Source organism: Pandoraea norimbergensis (assembly GCF_001465545.3).
In the GTDB taxonomy this organism is placed as follows: Bacteria; Pseudomonadota; Gammaproteobacteria; order Burkholderiales; family Burkholderiaceae; genus Pandoraea; species Pandoraea norimbergensis.
Genome location: NZ_CP013480.3, coordinates 494,209 through 516,527, shown reverse-complemented (window position 1 = coordinate 516,527; position 22,319 = coordinate 494,209). Strand labels below are relative to the sequence as shown.

Sequence of the window (22,319 nt, the reverse complement as noted above, 5' to 3'; positions counted from 1 at the left end):
CACCTCGCGCCGCGCCGGCGAAAGTCAGAGCCAGCCCGTTATCCCGGTAGGGGTACGAACCGACTCAAGGAGACAAAGAATAGCGGAGCCAGAATTGCCAGCCATATCCGGGTTCACCCTATGCCGGTGACTTTCGACGCGTCTGGATCGGCCGGCGAGTGCGCTGAGACACCCGCCGGTAACCACCCGCAACCAACCGCAACCCGCGAGTTACTCGTCGAGCGGCGCCACGGCCTGATCGATGGCGCCGAAGATCGACTTGCCCTGCGCGTCGAACATCTCGATACGGACACGATCGCCATAGCGCATGAACTGCGTCTCGGGTGCGCCCTTCTCGATGGTCTCGAGCATGCGCTTCTCGGCAATGCACGCGCTGCCCCGGCTGCGATCCTTGTTCGAGATCGTGCCCGAGCCGACGATGGTGCCCGCGCGCGCATTGCGCGTCTTGCACACGTGCGCCACCAACTGGCCGAAGTCGAACACCATGTCTTCGCCACATTCCGGAGCGCCGTACTTCTTGTCGTTCCACTTCACCGTCAACGGACGATGAACCCGCCCGCCGCGCCACGCGTCGCCCAGTTCGTCGGGCGTGATGGCGACCGGCGAGAACGCCGTGGCCGGCTTGCTCTGGAAGAAGCCGAAACCCTTGGCCAGCTCGGCCGGAATGAGGTTACGCAGGCTCACGTCGTTGACCAGCATCAGCAGGCGCACGCCTTCGAGCGCGCGCGCCGGGCTAGCGCCCATCGGCACGTCGGACGTGATCACGGCAACTTCGGCCTCGAAGTCGATGCCGAAGTCTTCCGACGCACACACGATGTCTTGCGTCGGCCCGATGAAGTCGTCGCTGCCGCCCTGATACATGAGCGGGTCGGTCCAGAACTCGGGGGGCATGTCGGCACCGCGCGCCTTGCGCACCAGTTCGACGTGGTTCACATAGGCCGAACCGTCCGCCCACTGATAGGCGCGCGGCAGCGGCGCCATGCAGTCGGCCGGGTCGAACGCGAAGGTGTTGCGGGCCCGGTGGTGATTGAGCGCGTCGTACAGCGCTTGCAGTTGCGGCGCGTAGAAAGTCCAGTCGTCGAGCACGCGTTGCAGCGTGGGGGCCACAGCGTCGGCAATGCAAGCGCTCGACAGATCGCGCGACACGACGATCAGTTGACCGTCGCGCGTGCCGTCCTTACGGGTAGCGAGTTTCATGTGATGGTGTCTGCGGGCGGTCTCAGGCCCGATAGAATGGCGCGTGAAGCCGACGATTCTACCTGAGGGCATCGCCCGCGCCGCCCCTCGAAAATCCGGGGAAATCGCGCGGGCAGCACCGGTGGCCACCTCGCACAGCCACCGCGACGAGGAAAACAGAGACATGAAAACCAAGACTGCGGACACCCGTAGCGCCAAAAGCACTGACCTTGCCGACGACGTCGATCACGTCGATCAAGCCGATCGCGCCGACGATGCGAGCGCCGCCCCCGAAGAGGAGAAGGCGCGCTCGGGCATTCAATCGATCGAAGTGGGCTTTCGCCTCATCGAGGTACTGACCGAAGCCTCGAACGCGATGATGCTGCGCGATCTCGCTCACGCGGCCGACATGAATCCGGCCAAGGCACATCGCTATCTCGTGAGCTTCCAGCGGCTCGGCCTCATCGTGCAAGACCCCGTGAGCGGACGCTACGACCTCGGCCCGTTCTCGCTGCGCATGGGGCTTGCGCATCTGGCCCGCATCGACGCCTTCAAGGCGGCGCGCTTTGCGCTGGGCGAATTGCGCGACGCCATCGACCAGACGGTGGGCATCGCCGTCTGGGGAAACTCCGGACCCACCGTCGTCCATTGGCTCGATTCGACTTTCCCGATGCGCGTACCGCTGCGCTTGGGCGATGTAATGCCGATGCTCGAATCGGCCGCGGGGCGCCTCTTCGCCGCCTATCTGCCCGCCCGTCAGACGGCACCGCTCATCGATACCGCACTGGCCACCCTGCAACACGCGTCGCGCCATCATCTGCCTGCCACACGCGCTGAGTACGATGCCGTGCTCGATGACGTGCGCGCCCACCGGGCCGCCCGCGTGGAGGGCACGGTGCTGCCGTCGGTGAACGCCTTCTGCATGCCCGTGTTCGACGCAACAGGACAGTTGGTGATGGGCCTCATGGCGCTGGGCCCCGAAAGCCGCTTCGACGCGAGTTGGGGCGGTCCGATCGACACGGCCCTGCGCACGCTGGCGCAACAACTGTCGGCCGATCTCGGACAGGCGCACGCGCCCCGGCATCCGGCCGGGACATGACCGGCGTAATAACGGGCAATGCATGCACGGTCATCGTGCCGAACCGGAGACGGACGCATCGGTCGAACCAGATGCAACGCAATATGAGATGCTGACGTCCTGACTTCCCGACGTTCCGTCGTTCCGTCGTTCCGGCCTACTGATTCGTGTCATTGCCAGCCAACCGCCCGCCTCGCCAAGCTGCGCCCGATGCCCCTGCCGACGCCGCCACCCGGGCGCCAGCCGGTCCGACGCCGCCTGCGCGGCCCCGCAGGCGCTGGCTGCTGTGGGTCTCGGTGGTGCTGGCGGTGTTTGCCGTGCACGTGCTCATCGCGCTCTGGGTGGCCGTGCATCGCACGACACTCGACGACACGCCGATTCCGAGCATTCCGATTACGCTGATTCCGCTCAAGCCCGTAGCGCCGCCCGCACCGCCTGCGCCGCCCGAGCCGAAACCGGCCCCCAAACCGCGCCCGAAACCCAGCGCGCCGCCCGCACGCCCCGACACGCTCGCCGCTCCGGAAACGACAGACGCCCCGGGGCCGCAGGCCGCTTCCACCACGGAAGCCGGCGAAGGCAACACGCCCGGCGGCCCGGCCAGCGGCGCCAGCGTCCCGCAGCCACCCGGCCCGGCACTGACGGCCGCCGCCGCCAACGGCGACAAGTTCGACCCGCCGCCCTCGGTCACGCTCACGTACGACGCCCTCATGAACGGCGTGCGCAACCAAACCGGCGAGCTGCACTGGGTCAACAACAACGGCCACTATCAGTTGCGCGTCGCGGTGCCGATCATCTTCTTCGGCACGTTTGAATTCATCAGCGAAGGCGGCTACGACGCCAACGGCATCGCCCCATCTCGTTATGTGGAAAAACGCGGACGCCGCGCCGAATACACCACCGATTTCCACCGCGACGGCACGCCAACGCTGTCGTTCTCGCGCTCGGGCCAGTCGGTGCCGCTCGCCCCCGGCGCGCAGGATCGCTTCAGCGTGATGATGCAGTTAGCCGCCTACGCGCGCGGCAACCCGGAGCGCTACACGCAAGTCGGCGTCACGCACGAGTTCACGGTCGTCGATACCGACAGCAGCGAGGTGTGGCCAGTGCAGTACGTCGGCAGCGAGACGCTGCAAACGCCGCAGGGGTATCTCGAAACCCGCCACTTCACGCGTCTGCCGCGCCGCGACGGCGACGGGCGGCGCGTCGACATCTGGCTCGCCCCGTCGCTCGACTGGCTGCCCGTGCGGGTGAAGCAGGTCGAGCCCTCGGGCAACGAGTTCGAACTGATCTTCACGCAGAAGACGCAGCCCTGACGCGCCCTGCCGCGCCTGACATTCGCGACACTTCGTCCCAAACTAGCGACTCAATATTGTTTAGATCATCGAGTGATCTAGGATTGATGCGGCTTGTCGGACGATCTGTTGCCGCACTGCTACGATTCGATGAGCATAAGTTCAACGTTCCTGACATAATCAGAAACATCCCACGGGATTGACGATAAAGGGCCGAACACGATGAAAGTAAGTGCTAACGGCGTATCGCTTCATTACGCGGTGGACGGCCACGGACCGTGGCTGACACTGGCGCATCCGTTGGGGGCGGACCTCACGGTCTGGGACGACCTCGTGCCGACCCTCGCCGCGCACTTCCGGGTCCTGCGCTACGACAGCCGCGGCCACGGCCAGAGCGACGCGCCGCATGGCCCCTACACCATCGGGCAGTTGGCCGCCGACGCGGCCGCCCTGCTCAATTCGCTGGAAATCCCGAGTACGCATTTCGTAGGCATCTCGATGGGCGGTGCCGTCGCGCAGCAGCTCGCGCTCGACGCGCCCGAGCGCATCGACAGCCTCACGCTAATCGACACGACGTCGGGCTACGACAAAGCCGACGCAGCGCTCTTTCGGGAGCGCGCGCTCAAGGCCCGCGACGGCGGCATGAAAGCACTGGCCGAAGGCACCATGGAGCGCTGGCTCGGCAAACGCTTTCGCAAGCACGAACCGGAAGTGACCGAACGCATCCGCCATCTGGTCGCGCATACCAACCCGGAGGGCTTTGCCGCCTCGTGCGAGGCCCTCGCCGCGTTCGACGTGCGGGCACGCTTGTCCGAAATCGCCCTGCCGACCTTGGTCATCGTCGGCGAGAACGACCCGAGTACGCCACCCGCCGTGGCCCGCCGGATCGCCGAAGGCATTGCGGGGGCGCAGTTGGAGATCGTGCCCGACGCCGCCCACCTATCGATCGTGGAGCAGAAACAGTTGGTAACTAATGCGGTTGCAACGTTTTTGCAGGGGGCCGCATCTAACGTTTGAACCTGCACAAAGCAGGGGACTTCCTGAAATTGTGGAACTTGTCGATAAGGAGGACCAAAACCATTGAATTCGTCAGCCGGTGTGCCGATAAGCGAATCATGGGGTCATACCTCTTGAAATCGCGCCGCGTCGCCCCTATGTGGGTTACCAAGGACCATGCAGGAACACCAGGAGAGTTGCCATGCTCATGATTTACAACAGCCCGAATTACTATGTCGTCGAGTTTTCAGCCGATAACGGCAGTCACTCGCTGTCTGCGGGTGGGTATGAAATCGTGGACAAAACCGCTGGCCGTGAAATTTTTCTCGACGGCTCGCTTGCCCGGCAATTCCGTGAAGAAGTGCAGAAGTTGATCGCCAGCGAACCTTCCGAGGACGAAGTCGATGAATTCCTCGGTCAGTTCGACACCTTCATGACGAACCCGGTCGTGCTCCACTGACGCAAACACCGTACGCGGTGCCGCCAGACGAAAAACCCTCGCATAGCGAGGGTTTTTTCATTCCAGCGAAGCTTGCTGCGATGTCAGAGTTGCTTCATCACTTCAGCACTGCTCCCACGCCAGCCCGTCGAAGCGCCAGCCGTTCACGGCATTGCGGTGGTGGGTGGCGTTCAAATCGCCTTCAAAGCCGTGCAGCACCCCGTAGACATTCAGGAAGCCTGCCGCTTCGAGCGCCTCGCCCGCGGCCGAACTCCGGTTGCCGCTGCGGCAGATCAGCACGACGGGCCGGTCACCGCCGGCGCCTGCCAGCTTGCGCACGCTTTGCACGAAGTGCGGGTTGATCTCCCAGTCCGGGCCGTCGTTCCAGGCCACGTGAATGGCCCCCGCCGGATGCCCGACGAACAGGTACTCCATCTCGCTGCGGCAGTCGACGAACAGCGCATTGGCGTTGGCTTGCAGAAACTTGTTGGCAGCACTCGGGAGCAGGAATTCCATGTCGTCGGGGTAGAAGGTGAATGTTTCAAGTCGCCTTGCGGGCAGAAGCTCAAGTCACCGCAAGGGCATGTGCGAGGCGTCCGGCGCCCGCCCGGCGCGGCCCGCGAGCGAGCGGGATGCGCAAAAACCATTACAATTATAGGTTTTCCGGCCACGCCAAGGCGACGCTCGTCATGACCACCGTTTCCCCCTCCACCGCCAACGCTGGCGCTGGCACCACGCCGGCCGCCACCGTACAGCCGCCGACGCTTCGCTACACCCGTGGGCAAGCACTGCCGGCGTTGCTCGAATCGCGCATCCTGATTCTGGACGGCGCGATGGGGACGATGATCCAGCGCTATAAGTTGGACGAGGCACAGTATCGCGGCGAGCGCTTTGCCGACTTCGCGCACGACGTGAAGGGCAACAACGAGTTGCTCTCGCTCACGCGCCCCGATGTGATCAGCGAAATTCACCGCAAGTACCTCGCTGCCGGCGCCGACATCCTCGAGACGAACACCTTCGGGGCGACGACGGTCGCGCAGAGCGACTATCACATGGAGCATCTGGCCGACGAGATGAACCGCGAGTCGGCACGTCTGGCGCGTGAAGCCTGCGATGCCTACAGCACGCCGGACAAGCCGCGCTTTGCCGCCGGGGCCATTGGCCCGACGCCCAAGACCGCGAGCATCAGCCCCGACGTGAACGACCCGGGCGCACGCAACGTCGACTTCGACCAGTTGCGCGACACCTATTACGCGCAGGCCAAATCGCTGATGGAAGGCGGCGTCGACCTGTTCCTCGTGGAAACGATTTTCGACACGCTCAACGCCAAGGCCGCACTCTTCGCCATCGACGAGCTGTTCGAAGACACCGGCGAAGTGCTGCCGATCATGATCTCGGGCACCGTCACCGATGCCTCCGGCCGCATTTTGTCGGGCCAGACCGTCGAAGCGTTCTGGAACTCGCTGCGCCACGCCCGCCCGCTCACGTTCGGCCTGAACTGTGCGCTGGGCGCCACGCTCATGCGTCCGTACATCGCTGAGCTGGCCAAGCTGTGCAACACCTACGTGTCGGTGTATCCGAACGCGGGGTTGCCCAACCCGATGAGCGACACCGGCTTCGACGAGACGCCGGACGTGACCTCGGGCCTGTTGAAAGAATTCGCGCAGGCCGGCCTCGTGAATCTGGCCGGTGGCTGCTGCGGCACCACGCCCGAACACATCGCCGAGATCGCCAAGGCACTCGCCGACGTCAAGCCGCGCCGCTGGCCGGCACAGTACCGCAATGATGAGGATGATGCAGCATGAGCCAAACGCCCAACGTGCAACCGATGCGCCTGTCCGGCCTCGAGCCCTTCAATATCGGCGAGGGCACGCTCTTCGTGAACGTCGGTGAGCGGACCAACGTTACCGGCTCCAAGGCGTTCGCGCGCATGATCCTGAACGGCCAGTTCGACGAAGCGCTCGCGGTAGCGCGTCAGCAGGTCGAAAACGGCGCGCAGGTCATCGACATCAACATGGACGAAGCCATGTTGGATTCGAAGGCGGCCATGGTGCGCTTTATGAATCTGATCGCCTCCGAGCCCGATATCGCGCGCGTGCCGATCATGATCGACTCGTCGAAATGGGAAGTCATCGAAGCGGGTCTGAAGTGCGTGCAGGGTAAGGCCATCGTCAACTCGATCTCGCTCAAGGAAGGCAAGGAAGCGTTCCTGCATCACGCGAAGCGCATCCGCCGCTATGGTGCCGCCGCTGTCGTGATGGCGTTCGACGAGAAGGGGCAGGCCGACACCTACGCGCGCAAGACCGAAATCTGCCAGCGCAGCTATCGCGTGCTGGTCGACGAAATCGGCTTCCCGCCCGAAGACATCATCTTCGATCCGAACATCTTCGCAGTCGCCACCGGCATCGAAGAGCACAACAACTACGCGGTCGACTTCATCAACGCCACGCGCTGGATCAAGGAACACCTGCCGGGTGCCAAGATCAGCGGCGGCGTGTCGAACGTGTCGTTCTCGTTCCGGGGCAACGACCTCGTGCGCGAAGCCATTCACACCGTGTTCCTGTATCACGCGATTCAGGCGGGTATGGACATGGGCATCGTGAACGCCGGCCAGCTCGGCGTGTACGAAAACCTCGACCCAGAACTGCGCGAACGCGTGGAAGACGTGGTGCTCAATCGCCGCGACGACAGCACCGAGCGTCTGCTGGAAATCGCCGACCGCTTCAAGGGCGGCGCGCAAAAGCGCGAAGAGAATCTCGAGTGGCGTAATCAACCGGTCGAAGCCCGTCTGGCACATGCGCTGGTGCACGGCATCACGAACTTCATCGTCGAAGACACGGAAGAAGTGCGCCAGAAGATCGACGCCGCCGGTGGCCGTCCGATTCAGGTCATCGAAGGCCCGCTCATGGACGGCATGAACGTGGTCGGCGACCTGTTCGGCGCCGGCAAGATGTTCCTGCCGCAGGTGGTCAAGAGCGCCCGCGTGATGAAGCAGGCCGTGGCTCACCTGGTGCCGTTCATCGAAGAAGAAAAGGCGCGCATGGCCGCCGCCGGTGAAGACGTGCGCTCGAAGGGCAAGATCGTGATCGCCACGGTCAAGGGCGATGTGCACGACATCGGCAAGAACATCGTGACCGTGGTGCTCCAGTGCAACAACTTCGAAGTTGTGAACATGGGCGTGATGGTGCCGTGCGCCGAGATTCTCGCCAAAGCGAAGGCGGAAGGCGCGGACATCATCGGCCTGTCGGGTCTTATCACGCCGAGTCTCGAAGAGATGGCCTACGTGGCCTCGGAAATGCAGCGCGACGAGTACTTCCGTCTGCGCAACATTCCGCTGCTCATCGGCGGCGCCACGACCTCGCGCGTGCACACGGCCGTGAAGATCGCGCCGCACTATGACGGCCCGGTGATCTACGTGCCGGACGCCTCGCGCTCGGTGTCCGTCGCCTCGAACCTGCTGTCCGACGACGCCGCGACCAAATACCTCGCCGACGTGAAGGCCGACTACGAGCGCGTGCGCACGCAACACGCGAACCGCAAGGCCACGCCGATGGTGTCGCTCCAGACCGCGCGCGATAACAAGTTCAAGATCGACTGGTCGACTTACGTGCCGCCCAAGCCGAAGTTCATCGGCCGCCGCGTGTTCAAGAACTATGATCTGGCCGAACTGGCGCAATACATCGACTGGGGCCCGTTCTTCCAGACGTGGGATCTCGCCGGCCCCTACCCCGCGATTCTCAACGACGAGATCGTCGGCGAATCGGCGCGGCGTGTGTTCTCCGACGGCAAGGCGATGCTCAAGCGCCTGATTCTCGGCCGCTGGATCACCGCCAACGGCGTGATTGCGATGCTGCCCGCTAACGTGGTGAACGACGACGACATCGAGATCTACACGGACGAGTCGCGCAAGGAAGTCGCGTTCACGTGGCACAACCTGCGCCAGCAAAGCGAGCGCCCGGTCGTGGACGGCGTGCGCCGCCCGAACCGTTCGCTGGCCGACTTCATTGCACCGAAAGACAGTGGCGTGGCCGACTACATCGGCGTGTTCGCCGTGACGGCCGGTCTGGGCGTGGACGCCAAGGAAGCGACCTTCCTCGCCGATCACGACGACTACAGCGCGATCATGCTCAAGGCGCTGGCCGACCGGTTGGCCGAAGCCTTCGCGGAGTGCATGCACACGCGTGTGCGTCGCGACTTCTGGGGTTATGCGAGCACCGAAACGCTCGACAACGACGCGCTGATCAAAGAAGAGTACGTGGGTATTCGTCCGGCACCGGGCTACCCAGCCTGCCCGGAACACTCGGTCAAGGGGCCGATGTTCCATTACCTGCAAGCGCACGAGATCAACATGAGCGTGACCGAATCGCTCGCCATGTTGCCGGCGGCGAGCGTGTCGGGCTTCTATCTCTCGCACCCGGACAGCACGTACTTCAGCGTGGGCAAGATCGGCCCCGATCAGGTCGAAGACTTCATGGAACGCACCGGCGTGGACGAAGCCACCGCGCGCCGCCTGCTCGCCCCGCAATTGTCGTAACGCGTCATCCCGTCTGCATGGTCTGCATGACATAATCGCGGCGGCGTGCCCCGGCTCATCGATCTGACTCGTTGACCCGGGTGTCACGCCGCTGTCGCAACTTGAGCGTAGTGTCGCGCCCGATCAGGTTGCCGCATACCGGCCCGCTCGCCCCGCGCGTAGGGCCTGCACCGTGACCGTCATTTCGAGACGTCCCATGCACGCACTGCAAAACATCCAGAATTTCCAGCTCTATCCGCTGCTCAATACCCTGCTCTCGCTCACGGTAGCGTTTGTGCTCGGCAGCATCATCGGCGTCGAACGGCAGGTGCGCCAGCGCACGGCGGGCCTGCGCACCAACGTGCTTGTCGCCGTGGGCGCTGCGGCATTCGTCGACCTGTCGATGCGGCTGATGCCGGGCGACACGCGGGTGATCTCATACGTGGTGTCGGGGGTCGGCTTTCTCGGCGCGGGCGCGATCATGAAGGACGGCGCCTCGGTGCGTGGCCTGAACACGGCCGCCACGCTCTGGGGGTCAGCCGCCGTCGGCGCGGCGGCCGGCGCGAGCATGCTGTTCGAAGCGGTCATCGTCGCGGCCTTCGTGCTCGCGGCCAATACGCTGCTGCGCCCGGTCGTGAACCGCATCAACCGCGCCCCAATCAACGAAGCCACCGCCGAAGCCACTTACGCGCTGTCGGTCATCTGCGCCCGCACGACGCAGCGCGAAGTGCTCGACAAGGTCGAAGCGTGGCTCGAAGCGTCGAACTACCCGGTGCGCGCGCTCGACATCCACCCGTTTGGCGAAGCCGAAGTCGAAATCGAAGCGCTGCTGTTGCCCACAGCCGTCAAGGCGGGCGAACTCGATGCGCTCACCGATCATCTCGAGACGCTGCCAGGCGTCAATCAGGTCTTCTGGTCAAGCCGTTCGGACGACTGACGATTTCGCCCCCTTGCATTGCCATCCCCCACGCGTATTGCGGCTTTCGCGTGGGAAGAAGCCGAATTACAAACGATTACAAAGCCTTACAGCACCGTGGTTTGCGGACTCTTAGACTGAAATCTCACTAACGTAAGTGAGGCCTGCACCCAGTATTCCTACGATGTGCAGTGCAATGCAAAGGAGTCCATCTGATGAAAAAGCTGATCATTTCGGTTGCTGCCCTGACCCTCGCCGGTGCCTCGGCACTGAGCTTTGCCCAAGGTGCTGGCGGTGGCGGCGCAGCCGGCCCGGGCGGCGGCAGCACGACCGCACCGACGACGCCGATGCCGAGCCGGGCCGATCCGACTTCGCCGGCGGCCCCGACGCCGGGTGCACAGACCATGACGCCGTCGAACCCGCATCCGAATTCGCACGCACAACAGCCGCGTCACAGCACCAAGAAGACGCCGAACAACGGCAACACCGGTAACGGTGCCACCAACGCGCCGGATAACGCACCGGGCAAGGCCCAGTAAGCGTGGGGCGCACGGACATCCAAGCGCCCCAATGCTTCCAGCCGGTCGAGCGTCACCACTGCATCATTGCCGCCCCTCGCCCGGGGGTGACCACCTCTTCCGGCCGGGCATAAAAAAAGCAGGCTCACGATTCGTGGCCTGCTTTTTTTCGACTTCGGTGCCGGGTTGGTGCCGGGTTATCAGTTGCCGGTTTCCCACATGACGGCGACATTGAGCTTGTTGGCTTCGCGCAGCATGTCGAGCAACGGATACGCGCGTTGTGCGAGCCGCAGGCGGTTGTCTTCGTCGCGCTCGTCGGACTTCTTGCCCTCGCTTTCCTTCTTCGCCGCTTCGTTGTCTTCCGCAATCGCCGCTTCGAGCTTGGCGATCGCACCGCCCGTTTCGTCATCCCCGATCGCCCCGCGTTCGCCGAGCTTTTTGCCGACGAGACCGAGCAAATACTGTGCGAGATTTTCCAGCATGGTGATATTCGGTGACGCTTTCGACTTGAACGTTACCAGCATGGTTGCCTCCTTATTCGACTTATCCCCACTGCCGCTGCGCCCCCATGTCACGTAATGCGCGGGGCCGCGGGCACCGTGGAATCATCATACACCTGTTAAAATCCGGTGCTGACGATTCAATTGCCTGTCTGGACGCCGTCCGGACGCACCCGAAACACCCGCCATGCTACCCGCCCAAAAGAATGCTCTCGTCGCGCTGATCGGCGACGTCGTTACCGGCCTGCTGCCGACTGACGGCACCGCACCGGCCGCGCCGACGATCCTGCTGGAACGCCCGAAGGTCGCCGCTCACGGCGATCTGGCCTGCAACGTCGCGATGCAACTCGCCAAGCCGCTGCGCGCCAACCCGCGCGAGCTGGCACAGAAGATCGCCGAAGCGATTCTCGCCGACGCACGCGCCAAAGGTCTGGTCGACGCCGTTGAAATCGCCGGTCCCGGCTTCATCAATTTGCGACTGGCCAATGCCGCCAAACAGTCGGTGGCCAGTGCCATCCTGACCGAAGGCGCCGCATTCGGCCGCCGTGCTGCCAGCAACGAAGCTGCGCCGGTGCTCATCGAGTTCGTCTCGGCCAACCCGACCGGCCCGCTGCACGTCGGTCACGGCCGTCAGGCCGCGCTGGGCGACACCATCTCGGCACTGCTCGACACGCAAGGCCGCCCGGTGCACCGCGAGTTCTACTACAACGACGCCGGCGTGCAGATTCAGACGCTGGCGACGTCGGTGCAGGCCCGTGCACGCGGTTTCAAGCCGGGTGACGCCGAGTGGCCCGAGTCGGCCTACAACGGCGACTACATTGGCGACATCGCACAAGATTTCCTCGCCGCCAAGACGGTGCAGGCTTCCGACGGCGCGCCGGTCACCGGCAGCGGCAACGTGGAAGACATCGACTCGATCCGCGCGTTTGCCGTGGCGTATCTGCGCCGCGAGCAGGACATCGATCTGCAAACGTTCGGCGTGATCTTCGATCAGTACTACCTCGAGTCGTCGCTGTACGCCGACGGCAGCGTCGAGCGCACGGTACAGGCGCTCATCGATGCCGGCGTGACGTACGAACAGGACGGCGCGCTGTGGCTGCGCACGACCGACTACGGTGACGACAAGGACCGCGTGATGCGCAAGTCCGACGGCACGTTCACGTACTTCGTGCCCGACGTGGCGTATCACACACGCAAGTGGGATCGCGGCTTCCATCAGGTCATCAACGTGCAGGGCTCGGACCACCACGGCACCATCGCCCGCGTGCGCGCCGGTCTGCAAGCGCTCGGCATCGGTATTCCGAAGGGGTACCCCGACTACGTGCTGCACAAGATGGTCACCGTCATGCGCAACGGCGAAGAGGTGAAGATCTCCAAGCGTGCGGGCAGCTACGTGACCGTGCGCGACCTGATCGAATGGTCGGGCGGCATCACGGCCGAGACGCCGGTCACCGACCCGGCCGCCCGTGAAGACGCGCTGCGCCGTGGCCGCGACGCCGTGCGGTTCTTCCTGATTTCGCGCAAGGCCGACACCGAATTCGTGTTCGACGTGGATCTCGCGCTCAAGCAGAACGACGAGAACCCGGTGTATTACGTGCAGTACGCGCACGCCCGTATCTGCTCGATCCTGACGCAGTGGGGCGGTGACGAAGCGCAGCTGGCGAACGTCGATCTGTCGCCGCTCGACAGCGAGCGCGCCCTCGCGTTGCTGCAACTGCTCGCCGAGTATCCGGACATGCTCACGCGTGCCGCCGAAGAACTGGCCCCGCACGCGGTGGCGTTCTATCTGCGCGATCTCGCGGGCGCGTTCCACTCGTTCTATAACTCGGACCGCGTGCTGGTCGACGACGAAACCGTCAAGCATGCGCGCCTCGCGTTGCTCGCGGCCACGCGTCAGGTGCTGCGCAACGGTCTGGCCGTGCTGGGTGTGTCTGCACCGGCCAAGATGTAACTCCAACCACTCCGAACCGGAAACGCAACGGAACTCTGTAAGGACGGAATCGACTCGATGGCAAACAAACGTCGTCAGCCCCGCCAGCGGGGCGGCACATTCCTGGGCATCGTGCTCGGCCTGATCGTTGGGCTGGCCGTTGCCGTCGTTGTTGCGCTCTACATTACGAAGACGCCGACCCCGTTCGTCGAAAAGACGCCGCCGCGCCCTGCCGACAATTCGCCGGCCGCGCAGCCGCCCGATCCGAACAAGTCGCTCCAGCCGCGAACCCCGCTGCCGGGCACCCCGGGCACAGTGACGCCGGATACCGCGTCGCAGCCGGCCGTCACGTCGCCGCTCGTCCCGGGCACGACGGTTACGCCCGCCACACCTGAAGCCACGGCACCGGCCGTGCCGGCCACGCCGGCCACCCCGCCGGCCAAGCCCTCGCCGGCCGACATCCTGAACGGCAAGTCGACCGTCCCGGTCGCACCGCCGACGACGCCCCCGGCCAGCGCCACGGATAACGCCAGCACGGGTTATTACCTGCAAGTGGGTGCGTTCAAGTCGCAAAACGACGCCGAGCAACTGCGTGCCAAGCTGGCCCTGTCGGGCTTTGAAGCGAAGGTGACGCAGCGCGACGCCAACGGCCTCACGCTGTTCCGCGTGCGCCTTGGCCCGTACGGCAAGCTCGACGAGATGAACCACGTGCGTCAACGCCTGCAAGACGGCGGCTACGACACGGCAGTCATCCGTTTCACGAAGCAATGAACGAATGCAAGCGGCGTTGCGCCTGTCGCAACGCCGCTTGTGTTCCGATCGCCGAAGTCATCTGTCAGGCCGGTCGCGAGCGCATGCCGGTACAGCAAGTCGTCGCAAAATGCCCCATCATGCGGGGGGAATTTGGCACACTCGACACACTCGACGCGTTGAACCCGGCGAATGCCGCCCGGTCATACGCAGTGGCGAATGTGCCTTAGGGCCTGTTCCCCCTCATTCCGGGCTATGGTTTCGCAGAAGCGTCGCTACACCAGCGCTGGCGCGCCTGCTTCACTCCTAAACAACGATCATGAAAAAACTTCTTGGTGCCGTTCTGATTTCTTTCGGGTTTCTCTCGGGTGCGGCCGTGGCCTCGCCTGAAGCGCCGGTCGCGGGGACCGACTATTTGGCGATTCCGCAGCAACCGCTTTCGGCGGGGGCCGGCAAGATCGAAGTGACCGAATTCTTCTGGTACGGCTGCCCGCATTGCAATGCGCTCGAGCCGACGCTTGAAAAGTGGGTCAAGGCGCAGGGCAAGGACGTCGTGTTTAAACGCGTGCCGGTGGCCTTCCAGGACCGCTTCGAGCCGCACACGCGCATGTTCTATGCGCTGACCGCGCTGGGCAAGGAAGGCGAACTCACGCCGAAGGTCTTCAACGAAATCCACGTCAAGCACAACTACCTGCTGACCGCACAAACGCAAGCCGACTTCCTCTCGCAGTTCGGCATCGACAAACAGAAGTATCTCGACGCGTACAACGGATTCTCCACGCAAACCAACGTGAAGAACGCCAACAAGACGTGGCAGGACTACAAGATCGACGGCGTGCCGACGATCGCGATTCAGGGTAAGTACCTCGTCTCGCCGGCCACCTCGGGCGACGCGCTGCAAAAGGCCGGCAAGCCGGCCACGACCGAGCAGCAGACGTTCGACGCAGCCCTCAAGACGGCCGATTCGATCATCAATCAGATCCGCGCGAAGAAGCTCTAAGCTTCGCGCCTCACAAAGCCCGGCTCCGGCCGGGCTTTTGCGTTCATGGCGACACATACTGCATCACCGAAGGTCTTCATTACGGGCGCCTCCAGCGGGCTGGGCGAGGCGCTCACGCGGCACTACGCCGCCGAGGGCGCCATTCTCGGGCTGGTGGGCCGGCGCGGCGACAAGCTCGCCGATCTGGCCGCCACGCTGCCGCATCCACACGCCGTACATTGCTATGCGCTCGACGTGCGCGACGCCGTCGCATTGCGCGCCGCAGCCGAAGACTTCATGTCACGCCATGGCACGCCGGATATCGTGATCGCCAACGCCGGCATCAGCCACGGCGTGAACACGGAAGACCCCGCCGACCTGCCCCATTTCGCGTCCGTCATGGACACGAACTGGATGGCGATGGTCGCGACGTTCAGCCCGTTTGTCGGCCCCATGCGCGCAGTGAAACGTGGCGCACTCGTGGGTATCGGCAGCGTGGCGGGCGTACGCGGCCTGCCCGGGCACGGCGCGTACAGCGCGTCAAAAGCCGCGGCGATGACGTATCTGGAGAGCCTGCGAGTGGAACTTCGCGCCGACAAGGTCGCCGTGGTCACGATCGCACCGGGCTACATCCGAACGCCCATGACCGACGGCAATCCGTTCCCGATGCCGTTCCTGATGGATGCCGGCAAGTTCGCGCGCAAGGCCGCCAGTGCCATTGCGCGGCGCAAGCGCTTTGTCGTGCTGCCGTGGCAGATGGGCGTGGTGGCCTGCCTGCTGAAGTGCCTGCCGCGCTGGCTTTATGACATGGCCTTCGCCAAAGCCCCACGCAAGCCGCGTATGGCAGATCGGCAGAAAGCGGCGGATGACACGCAAGCCGCGTCGAAAACGGACACCGATCCTTCCTGAGCCAGCGCTCACACGCGGGCGCTGCCTTATGCGGCTTGGCGCCCGCCCCCTCGCCTCTCCCCGCGTCTCATCCCTGAAACAGCCTCCCGCCAGCGGAATATTGACCCGTTGTGGTGCGTCGCGTACCTGCGCTAGAGTGGATAAGTCACTCAAACAGAGGTCACACACGTCACTGAACGGTTTTGCCGCCACCCGAGAGAAGGCCATACCGGCGCGCGGATGCTGCCGGGTGAGGCTTCCAAGTGCGGCGCTCCCAACCAAGAGCAGGAGAGGCACATGCAGGCAACCCCCACCGGCACGCCGGTTATCGATCCGGCGCTGCGACGCAAGGCTGTGATCGGGTCTACGCTGGGCAACGCATTCGAGTGGTTCGACTTCACCGTCTACGGCCTTTTCGCCGTCGTCATTGCAAAACTGTTCTTCCCTGCCGTTGACGACACCAACTCGCTGCTCGCGAGCGTGGCGTCACTCGGTGTCGCGTTCTTCTTCCGTCCCATCGGCGGTATTGCCTTTGGTCTCTACGCCGACCATGCGGGCCGCAAATCGGCGCTGTCGGTCATGGTGCTGCTCATGGCGCTGGGCACCGGCCTGATCGGGATCGCCCCGACCTACGCGACCATCGGCTTTGCAGCACCGCTGTTGATTCTGCTGGCACGCGTGATTCAGGGCTTCTCCGCCGGGGGTGAATTCGGTGGCTCGACGGCCATGCTGATCGAGTTCTCGCCGCCGCACCTGCGTGGCTTCTACGGTAGCTTCCAGATGTGCTCGCAAGCGCTGGCCGTCGCGCTCGCCGGGCTGTGTGCGTATCTGCTCAACACGGGGCTGACGAAAGAAGCGCTGGAATCGTGGGGCTGGCGTCTGCCGTTCCTGTTCGGGATTCTGATCGGTCCGGTGGGTTTCTACATTCGCCGCCGCATGACGGAATCGCCGGAGTTCCTCGCCTACGCCGCCGTGCGTGAACCCACGCGCCGCACGCCGCTCGCCGAAGTGTTCGCGAATCACTATCGCTCGCTGATCGCCGGCTTCGGCCTGACGGTGGCTGCGACGACGTCGTTCTACGTCACGCTGATTTACACGCCGATTTACGCCGTGAAGCAACTCGGTCTGTCGCAGGGCGCGGCAAGCTTGTCGACGTTTGTCGCCGCCATGCTGATCGCGTTCATGTGCCCGCTCACGGGCTGGATCTCGGACCGTGTGGGCCGCAAGCCGCTGATTCTGCTGTTCGTGCTGCTCTACGGGCTGGTGTCGTTCTGGATGTTCACGCGCCTGCATGGCGCGCCGTCGATGGGCAACCTGCTGCTCGCGCAGATTCTGCCGGCCGTTTGCATGGGCTTCGTGTGGGGCGCATTCCCGACGGCCGTCACCGAAGTGTTCCCGGTGGGTGTGCGCTCGACGGGCGTGTCGATTCTCTACAACGTGTCGGTCATGCTCTTCGGCGGTCTGGCGCCGTTCTGGATCACGTATCTGATCAAGGCGACGCAAAACGAGCTGGCCCCGGCGTACTACATCCTGCTCACCGTGGCGATCAGCCTCGTCACGTACGGACTGCTCGGCCGCGATGGCCGTCACATTCCGTCGGCAGCGCAGCACGCTTGATTGCCGCCAGCGCGATGCCAGCGCCGCCACTGCGATGACTGACATTCGTTGTCGACCCGATACCCCGCTCTCGCGCCCGCGACAGCGGGGTTTTCTTTTTGGCCGCCGCCCCCGCGCCCGGCACTGAGACGTCTGCCCCCATGTTCGAGTATCAGGATTGGCTGCCCTTCAAGTTTGCGTCTGCGCGACTGGACGGGAAGGTTCACGAGCGCACCGCCATCTTTATCGAGGCGACGCTGGCCGCCACCGGTCAGCGTGTGCGTTTTCAATGGGATACGGGGGCACCGGCGAATCTGCTCTATGGGCGAGCCGCCGGTCCGGTGTTGGGGGTGGCTGACGATGCGTTATCCACCTCGTCGAAGTTACCCGCGGAAATGGCGCTCATCTTCGACAGTGGGCTGCGCATGCCAGTCTCGTTCGAAGCTCGCCCCGCATTGGGAAGTGCGCCGCGCTCGCCGGAAGAGCCTCCGTTGATCGGTACGCTCGGCTACGCGTTCACGCGCGGGATGGCCATCGCGATCGACTATCGCGAGCAACGTATCTACTGGCTGAACCCGGAACAAACGGACGCGTTGAGCGCACGATGGCCCGCGCATTTCTCGCGATATCGGGAAAGCGCAGGCAACCTGCGCGACAAGATTCTGGTGGACTATGCTGCCCCGGCATTCAGCGGGCTGGCGATCTTCGATACAGGGAGCAGCATGTTCGAGCTGGTGGTGCCGCCGGATCAATGGGCACTGATCCCGGACACCGCCACGGCGGACGACCGGCCCGTGCCGATTACGGTGCCTGCTTGGGGGAATCCGCTGGTGATGCTGCCCAAGCGCACCGACCTCGCGCTGACGGTCGGCGGGCAAGCGGTGCACGTGACGCTGGCCTACACGTTGCGCGACGACGATCGCATGGCCCCGACGATTGGCAACGCGCCCTTCCTCGACCATATCGTGGTGATCGATACGGTAGGAAAACGCTTCGGCGTGTTGCCACGCCATTGAGGCGATCTGCAACGATTTGAAGCGACGCGATGATGGGGCCGTCGCTTCGTTACCGCCGCTGTTACCGCCGCTGTTACTGCACTACGCCGTCACGCCGGCGAGAATCGCCAGACGCCCTTCTCGTCGCGTGCGCGTTTGAGCTCACCCTTGCGCCAGAGCATGTGCAAATGCGCCAGCGCCTCGCCCATGGCGAACGTGGTCTGGTGTGCATCGAGCTTGCGGTGGAACATGATCGGCACGATGTCGCCCGCGCTTTGCGGCGACTTGGCGCACGCCTCACGCACTTCCTGCAAACGGGCGTCGTGATGATCGCGCAGTTGCCGGATACGCGTGTGCAACCCGGTGAACGGGCGGCCGTGTGACGGCAGCACGAGGCAGTCTTCCGGCAGATCGAGATACACGCCCAGCGAATCGAGGAACAGTTGCAGCGAGTTGGCCTCGGGCTCGATGTCGAACACGCTGACGTTGGTCGAGATGCGCGGCAGCACCATGTCGCCAGAAATCAGCACGTTGTGCTGTTCACTGTAGAGCGCCATGTGTTCGGGCGAATGGCCGAAGCCCGCAATCATGCGCCAGTCGCTGCCACCGATACGCAGCGTGTCGCCATCGCGCAAACGGTAGAAGCGCGACGGCACTTCGGGTACGAGATCGCTGAAGTAAGTCTTGCGATGGCGAATCTGGTCGATCATCGCTTCGTCGGCGAGGCCATGCGCGATGAAGTGCGCCACGGCAAATTCGCCGCCGGCATTCGAGCTGTTGTTGTTATCGCCCGACGACATCAACCGGCCCCACGCGTAGTCGCCCTGCGACATCGCGAGGCGGGCATCCCAGCGCTGCTTGTCGCCGCCCTTGCAGATCCAATGCGCGAGGCCGAGGTGATCGGGGTGGCAATGCGTGACGAGCACACGCAGCACCGGCTCGCCGCCGAGCGCGGTGTCGAACACCTTCTCCCAGTACGCCTTGATTTGCGGATGCGTGATGCCGCAATCGACAACCGTCCATCCTTTGACGCCATCTACCTCGTCGCGCAGCAGCCACAGATTGATGTGATCGAGCACGAATGGCAGGGGCATGCGCACCCAGAAGACGCCCGGCACGACTTCGTGCACGGTACCGCCGTCGGGCAGGAGTTCACCAAAGGGGTAATTCAGTTGTTGTTCGAGGGCATTCACGGGGGCCACGCTCCAGATGGGCTTGTGCTGTTGTTCTTGAAGTAGACGCCGTCACCGATTGCATACGATGCAACTTGACGCTAACGTAAACGGCAATTCTATCTGCAATGGTAAGCGCCCGCTTAAACGTCGCAGCCACGCCATCGCCACGCTTAGCCACGCATAGCCACGCCCACACCATGCCTGCCAACCCGATGCTGACTTACACGATCACCGACCTCGCACGCGAGTTCGACATTACGCCCCGGGCGATTCGCTTCTACGAAGATCAGGGGCTGCTCACGCCCGCCCGCGAGGGCCCCGGCGGACGCCATCGCGTGTACACCGGTCAGGACCGCACGCGCCTGAAGCTCACCCTGCGCGGCAAGCGGCTCGGTCTGACCCTCTCCGAGATCAAGACGATTCTCGATCTCTACGAATCGCCGAAAGACACCGTGCCGCAGCTCAAGGTGTTTCTGGAAACGCTCGCCCAGCACCGCGAAGTCCTCGAACAACAACTCGAAGACCTTCACGCCACGCTCGACGAGGTCTCCCAGCACGAAGCGCAGTGTCTGGCATTGCTTGAGGCGGCCGGCGAGTCGGCGCCGCCCACGCTCTCGCGTCGCGTGAAGGTGCCCGCGACCTCGCATTGATCTGGAAAGTCCCTACTTTACGTTTACGTTAACGTAAAGTAGTATTTGTCGATCTGTGGTCTTGAAGCCGCCCATCGCCATGAACGTTTCCGTCTCTCACGCTGCTCCGCTCGACGATGCCGTCGCCGCGAAAATTCGCGCTAGCTTTGATGCGCAAGGCGTAATGACCCACTGGGGTGCACAAATCACGCATCTGGCCGATGGTCACTGCGAGATCACACTCCCCTTCTCGAACAAGGTCAACCAGCAGCACGGCTACTTCCATGGCGGCGTCATCGGCGCAATCGCCGACTCCGCAGGCGGCTACGCCGGTTACACGCGCATTTCGCCCGAGCACGAGCTGGTCACCGCCGAATACAAGCTGAACATTCTCGCGCCGGGCAAGGGCGATACACTGGTCGGACGCGGTCAGGTCGTCAAAGCCGGGCGCTCGCTCATCGTCGCAACCGCCGAACTCTTCGCCATCGACGACGGCAAATGGACGCTGTGCGCACTCATGCAGCAAACGCTGTTCGTGCTGCCGCCCACGCGCTGATACCGGCTCGGGCGGCCCTGCTAGACGTCGCTTAGGTCGCTTAGGTCGATGACCTCGCGCCACGCTTCCGCACCCTGCCGAATACCGCTTTAGAAGCTACCCAACACCACCCGAACATAAGCGCGAGCCACGAGCCACGCGCCCCTCTGGAGACTGCCTCATGACTATGCTGCCCGGCCTCAACTTCATGCTCGGTGAAGACCTGGACATGCTGCGCGATTCGGTCGCGAACTTCGCGGCGAAAGAAATCGCTCCGCGTGCCGCCGAAGTCGACCGCACCGACCAATTCCCGATGGACCTCTGGCGCAAGATGGGCGACCTCGGCGTGCTCGGCATGACCGTCTCGGAAGAGTATGGCGGCGCCAACATGGGCTACGTCGCGCACATGATCGCGATGGAAGAAATCTCGCGCGCCTCGGCCTCGGTCGGCCTGTCATACGGCGCCCACTCGAATCTGTGCGTGAACCAGATTCACCGCAACGGCACAGCCGCTCAAAAGGCGAAGTACCTGCCGAAGCTGGTCTCGGGCGAACACGTCGGCGCACTGGCCATGAGCGAACCGAATGCCGGCTCGGACGTGGTGAGCATGAAGCTGCGCGCGGAAAAACGCGGCGATCGCTACGTACTCAACGGCACCAAGATGTGGATCACCAACGGCCCGGATTGCGACACGCTGGTGGTCTACGGCAAGACCGACCCGGAAGCGGGCGCACGCGGCATGACGGCGTTCATCGTCGAAAAAGGCATGAAGGGCTTCTCGGTCGCGCAAAAGCTCGACAAGCTCGGCATGCGCGGCTCGCACACGGGCGAACTGGTCTTCGAGAACGTGGAAGTGCCGGAAGAGAACGTGCTGGGTCAGGTCGGCGGTGGCGTGAAGGTGCTGATGAGCGGTCTGGACTACGAGCGCGCCGTGCTCGCCGGTGGTCCGCTGGGCATCATGCAAGCCGCCATGGACGTGGTCGTGCCGTACATCCACGATCGCAAGCAGTTCGGCCAGTCGATCGGTGAATTCCAGCTCATTCAGGGCAAGGTCGCCGACATGTACACGATTCTGCAAGCCAGCCGCGCGTATCTGTACGCGGTGGGCCGTCAGCTCGATTCGCTGGGCAGCGACCACGTGCGTCAGGTCCGCAAGGACTGCGCCGGCGTGATTCTCTATACGGCGGAAAAGGCCACGTGGATGGCCGGCGAAGCGATCCAGATTCTGGGCGGCAACGGCTACATCAACGAATACCCGGTGGGCCGCCTGTGGCGCGACGCGAAGCTCTACGAGATCGGCGCCGGCACGTCGGAGATCCGCCGCATGCTGATCGGCCGCGAGCTGTTCGCGGAAACCATGTAACACGCGCATGTAACGCACGGCAATTCACGCAATATCAGGGAGATAGCAAGGGCG

21 protein-coding genes are annotated in these 22,319 nt (G+C 63.9%); 17 read left to right on the top strand and 4 right to left on the bottom strand.

What is annotated here, in order from left to right:
* Positions 1-210 precede the first annotated feature (210 nt).
* A complete protein-coding gene (locus tag AT302_RS02285) occupies positions 211-1,197 on the bottom strand; it encodes a fumarylacetoacetate hydrolase family protein (RefSeq protein ID WP_058377027.1) in 987 nt (328 codons plus the stop codon).
* Positions 1,198-1,360: 163 nt separating this feature from the next.
* Here AT302_RS02285 and AT302_RS02280 point away from each other — a divergent pair, with 163 nt between their 5' ends.
* The 4 genes from AT302_RS02280 to AT302_RS02265 all read left to right on the top strand — a co-directional run bounded on the left by AT302_RS02280 (position 1,361) and on the right by AT302_RS02265 (position 4,999).
* A complete protein-coding gene (locus AT302_RS02280; protein ID WP_058377026.1) occupies positions 1,361-2,275 on the top strand; it encodes an IclR family transcriptional regulator in 915 nt (304 codons plus the stop codon).
* A 146-nt stretch (positions 2,276-2,421) separates the two neighbouring features.
* A complete protein-coding gene (locus tag AT302_RS02275; protein ID WP_157125658.1) occupies positions 2,422-3,564 on the top strand; it encodes a DUF3108 domain-containing protein in 1,143 nt (380 codons plus the stop codon).
* A gap of 201 nt (positions 3,565-3,765) precedes the next feature.
* A complete protein-coding gene (gene pcaD, locus AT302_RS02270; protein WP_064675021.1) occupies positions 3,766-4,560 on the top strand; it encodes a 3-oxoadipate enol-lactonase in 795 nt (264 codons plus the stop codon).
* Positions 4,561-4,741: 181 nt separating this feature from the next.
* Entirely contained in the window at positions 4,742-4,999 is a 258-nt protein-coding gene (locus AT302_RS02265) for a BTH_I0359 family protein (RefSeq protein WP_058377023.1), read from the top strand.
* Positions 5,000-5,101: 102 nt separating this feature from the next.
* Here the strand turns inward: AT302_RS02265 and AT302_RS02260 are convergent, their stop codons facing one another.
* A complete protein-coding gene (locus AT302_RS02260; protein WP_058377022.1) occupies positions 5,102-5,494 on the bottom strand; it encodes a rhodanese-like domain-containing protein in 393 nt (130 codons plus the stop codon).
* A 173-nt stretch (positions 5,495-5,667) separates the two neighbouring features.
* Between AT302_RS02260 and AT302_RS02255 the strand changes: the two genes are divergently transcribed.
* From AT302_RS02255 to AT302_RS02240, 4 genes are all read left to right on the top strand, one after another.
* Positions 5,668-6,783 carry a homocysteine S-methyltransferase family protein gene (locus tag AT302_RS02255; RefSeq protein ID WP_084655982.1) on the top strand — a complete coding sequence of 372 codons (1,116 nt, stop codon included), beginning with the start codon at positions 5,668-5,670 and terminating at the stop codon, positions 6,781-6,783.
* Positions 6,784-6,806: 23 nt separating this feature from the next.
* Positions 6,807-9,512: a methionine synthase gene (gene metH, locus AT302_RS02250; protein WP_157125896.1), complete on the top strand. Its 2,706-nt coding sequence runs from the start codon at positions 6,807-6,809 to the stop codon at positions 9,510-9,512.
* A 205-nt stretch (positions 9,513-9,717) separates the two neighbouring features.
* Entirely contained in the window at positions 9,718-10,428 is a 711-nt protein-coding gene (locus tag AT302_RS02245; protein ID WP_058380039.1) for an MgtC/SapB family protein, read from the top strand.
* A gap of 194 nt (positions 10,429-10,622) precedes the next feature.
* Positions 10,623-10,946 (top strand): hypothetical protein, encoded by a 324-nt coding sequence (locus tag AT302_RS02240; RefSeq protein WP_058377020.1) that lies wholly within the window; start codon positions 10,623-10,625, stop codon positions 10,944-10,946.
* 179 nt (positions 10,947-11,125) lie between these two features.
* Here AT302_RS02240 and AT302_RS02235 read toward each other — a convergent pair whose 3' ends face one another.
* A complete protein-coding gene (locus AT302_RS02235; protein ID WP_058377019.1) occupies positions 11,126-11,449 on the bottom strand; it encodes a DUF1840 domain-containing protein in 324 nt (107 codons plus the stop codon).
* Positions 11,450-11,612: 163 nt separating this feature from the next.
* On the opposite strand from AT302_RS02235, the gene argS reads away from it, so the two are divergent.
* The 6 genes from argS to AT302_RS02200 all read left to right on the top strand — a co-directional run bounded on the left by argS (position 11,613) and on the right by AT302_RS02200 (position 18,584).
* Positions 11,613-13,376, top strand: a complete 1,764-nt coding sequence (argS, locus tag AT302_RS02230; RefSeq protein ID WP_058377018.1) for an arginine--tRNA ligase — start codon at positions 11,613-11,615, stop codon at positions 13,374-13,376.
* A gap of 57 nt (positions 13,377-13,433) precedes the next feature.
* A complete protein-coding gene (locus AT302_RS02225; RefSeq protein ID WP_058377017.1) occupies positions 13,434-14,126 on the top strand; it encodes an SPOR domain-containing protein in 693 nt (230 codons plus the stop codon).
* A gap of 298 nt (positions 14,127-14,424) precedes the next feature.
* Entirely contained in the window at positions 14,425-15,105 is a 681-nt protein-coding gene (locus AT302_RS02215) for a thiol:disulfide interchange protein DsbA/DsbL (protein WP_058377015.1), read from the top strand.
* A gap of 45 nt (positions 15,106-15,150) precedes the next feature.
* Positions 15,151-15,993, top strand: coding sequence for an SDR family oxidoreductase (locus AT302_RS02210; RefSeq protein ID WP_058377014.1), 843 nt, complete (start codon positions 15,151-15,153; stop codon positions 15,991-15,993).
* A gap of 276 nt (positions 15,994-16,269) precedes the next feature.
* Positions 16,270-17,589: an MFS transporter gene (locus tag AT302_RS02205; RefSeq protein ID WP_058377013.1), complete on the top strand. Its 1,320-nt coding sequence runs from the start codon at positions 16,270-16,272 to the stop codon at positions 17,587-17,589.
* Positions 17,590-17,729: 140 nt separating this feature from the next.
* Positions 17,730-18,584, top strand: coding sequence for a hypothetical protein (locus AT302_RS02200; protein WP_058377012.1), 855 nt, complete (start codon positions 17,730-17,732; stop codon positions 18,582-18,584).
* Positions 18,585-18,673: 89 nt separating this feature from the next.
* Here the strand turns inward: AT302_RS02200 and AT302_RS02195 are convergent, their stop codons facing one another.
* Positions 18,674-19,756, bottom strand: coding sequence for an MBL fold metallo-hydrolase (locus AT302_RS02195; RefSeq protein WP_058377011.1), 1,083 nt, complete (start codon positions 19,754-19,756; stop codon positions 18,674-18,676).
* A 179-nt stretch (positions 19,757-19,935) separates the two neighbouring features.
* On the opposite strand from AT302_RS02195, the gene AT302_RS02190 reads away from it, so the two are divergent.
* From AT302_RS02190 to AT302_RS02180, 3 genes are all read left to right on the top strand, one after another.
* Positions 19,936-20,388, top strand: a complete 453-nt coding sequence (locus tag AT302_RS02190) for a MerR family transcriptional regulator (RefSeq protein WP_058377010.1) — start codon at positions 19,936-19,938, stop codon at positions 20,386-20,388.
* A 61-nt stretch (positions 20,389-20,449) separates the two neighbouring features.
* The gene (locus AT302_RS02185) at positions 20,450-20,923 is read left to right on the top strand and encodes a PaaI family thioesterase (protein ID WP_237172045.1); all 474 of its coding nucleotides are present in this window, start codon (positions 20,450-20,452) and stop codon (positions 20,921-20,923) included.
* A 160-nt stretch (positions 20,924-21,083) separates the two neighbouring features.
* Entirely contained in the window at positions 21,084-22,265 is a 1,182-nt protein-coding gene (locus tag AT302_RS02180) for an isovaleryl-CoA dehydrogenase (protein WP_058377009.1), read from the top strand.
* Positions 22,266-22,319 lie beyond the last annotated feature (54 nt).

What these genes read in the sequence shown, in the direction of transcription:
- AT302_RS02200 (WP_058377012.1), top strand. Translation starts at nt 17,730, where the DNA reads ATGTTCGAGTATCAGGATTGGCTGCCCTTCAAGTTTGCGTCTGCGCGA.
- AT302_RS02210 (WP_058377014.1), top strand. Translation starts at nt 15,151, where the DNA reads ATGGCGACACATACTGCATCACCGAAGGTCTTCATTACGGGCGCCTCC.
- AT302_RS02225 (WP_058377017.1), top strand. Translation starts at nt 13,434, where the DNA reads ATGGCAAACAAACGTCGTCAGCCCCGCCAGCGGGGCGGCACATTCCTG.
- AT302_RS02260 (WP_058377022.1), bottom strand. Translation starts at nt 5,494, where the DNA reads ATGGAATTCCTGCTCCCGAGTGCTGCCAACAAGTTTCTGCAAGCCAAC.
- AT302_RS02240 (WP_058377020.1), top strand. Translation starts at nt 10,623, where the DNA reads ATGAAAAAGCTGATCATTTCGGTTGCTGCCCTGACCCTCGCCGGTGCC.
- AT302_RS02205 (WP_058377013.1), top strand. Translation starts at nt 16,270, where the DNA reads ATGCAGGCAACCCCCACCGGCACGCCGGTTATCGATCCGGCGCTGCGA.
- AT302_RS02190 (WP_058377010.1), top strand. Translation starts at nt 19,936, where the DNA reads ATGCCTGCCAACCCGATGCTGACTTACACGATCACCGACCTCGCACGC.
- argS (WP_058377018.1), top strand. Translation starts at nt 11,613, where the DNA reads ATGCTACCCGCCCAAAAGAATGCTCTCGTCGCGCTGATCGGCGACGTC.
- AT302_RS02235 (WP_058377019.1), bottom strand. Translation starts at nt 11,449, where the DNA reads ATGCTGGTAACGTTCAAGTCGAAAGCGTCACCGAATATCACCATGCTG.
- AT302_RS02265 (WP_058377023.1), top strand. Translation starts at nt 4,742, where the DNA reads ATGCTCATGATTTACAACAGCCCGAATTACTATGTCGTCGAGTTTTCA.
- AT302_RS02180 (WP_058377009.1), top strand. Translation starts at nt 21,084, where the DNA reads ATGACTATGCTGCCCGGCCTCAACTTCATGCTCGGTGAAGACCTGGAC.
- AT302_RS02215 (WP_058377015.1), top strand. Translation starts at nt 14,425, where the DNA reads ATGAAAAAACTTCTTGGTGCCGTTCTGATTTCTTTCGGGTTTCTCTCG.
- metH (WP_157125896.1), top strand. Translation starts at nt 6,807, where the DNA reads ATGCGCCTGTCCGGCCTCGAGCCCTTCAATATCGGCGAGGGCACGCTC.
- AT302_RS02280 (WP_058377026.1), top strand. Translation starts at nt 1,361, where the DNA reads ATGAAAACCAAGACTGCGGACACCCGTAGCGCCAAAAGCACTGACCTT.
- pcaD (WP_064675021.1), top strand. Translation starts at nt 3,766, where the DNA reads ATGAAAGTAAGTGCTAACGGCGTATCGCTTCATTACGCGGTGGACGGC.
- AT302_RS02285 (WP_058377027.1), bottom strand. Translation starts at nt 1,197, where the DNA reads ATGAAACTCGCTACCCGTAAGGACGGCACGCGCGACGGTCAACTGATC.
- AT302_RS02255 (WP_084655982.1), top strand. Translation starts at nt 5,668, where the DNA reads ATGACCACCGTTTCCCCCTCCACCGCCAACGCTGGCGCTGGCACCACG.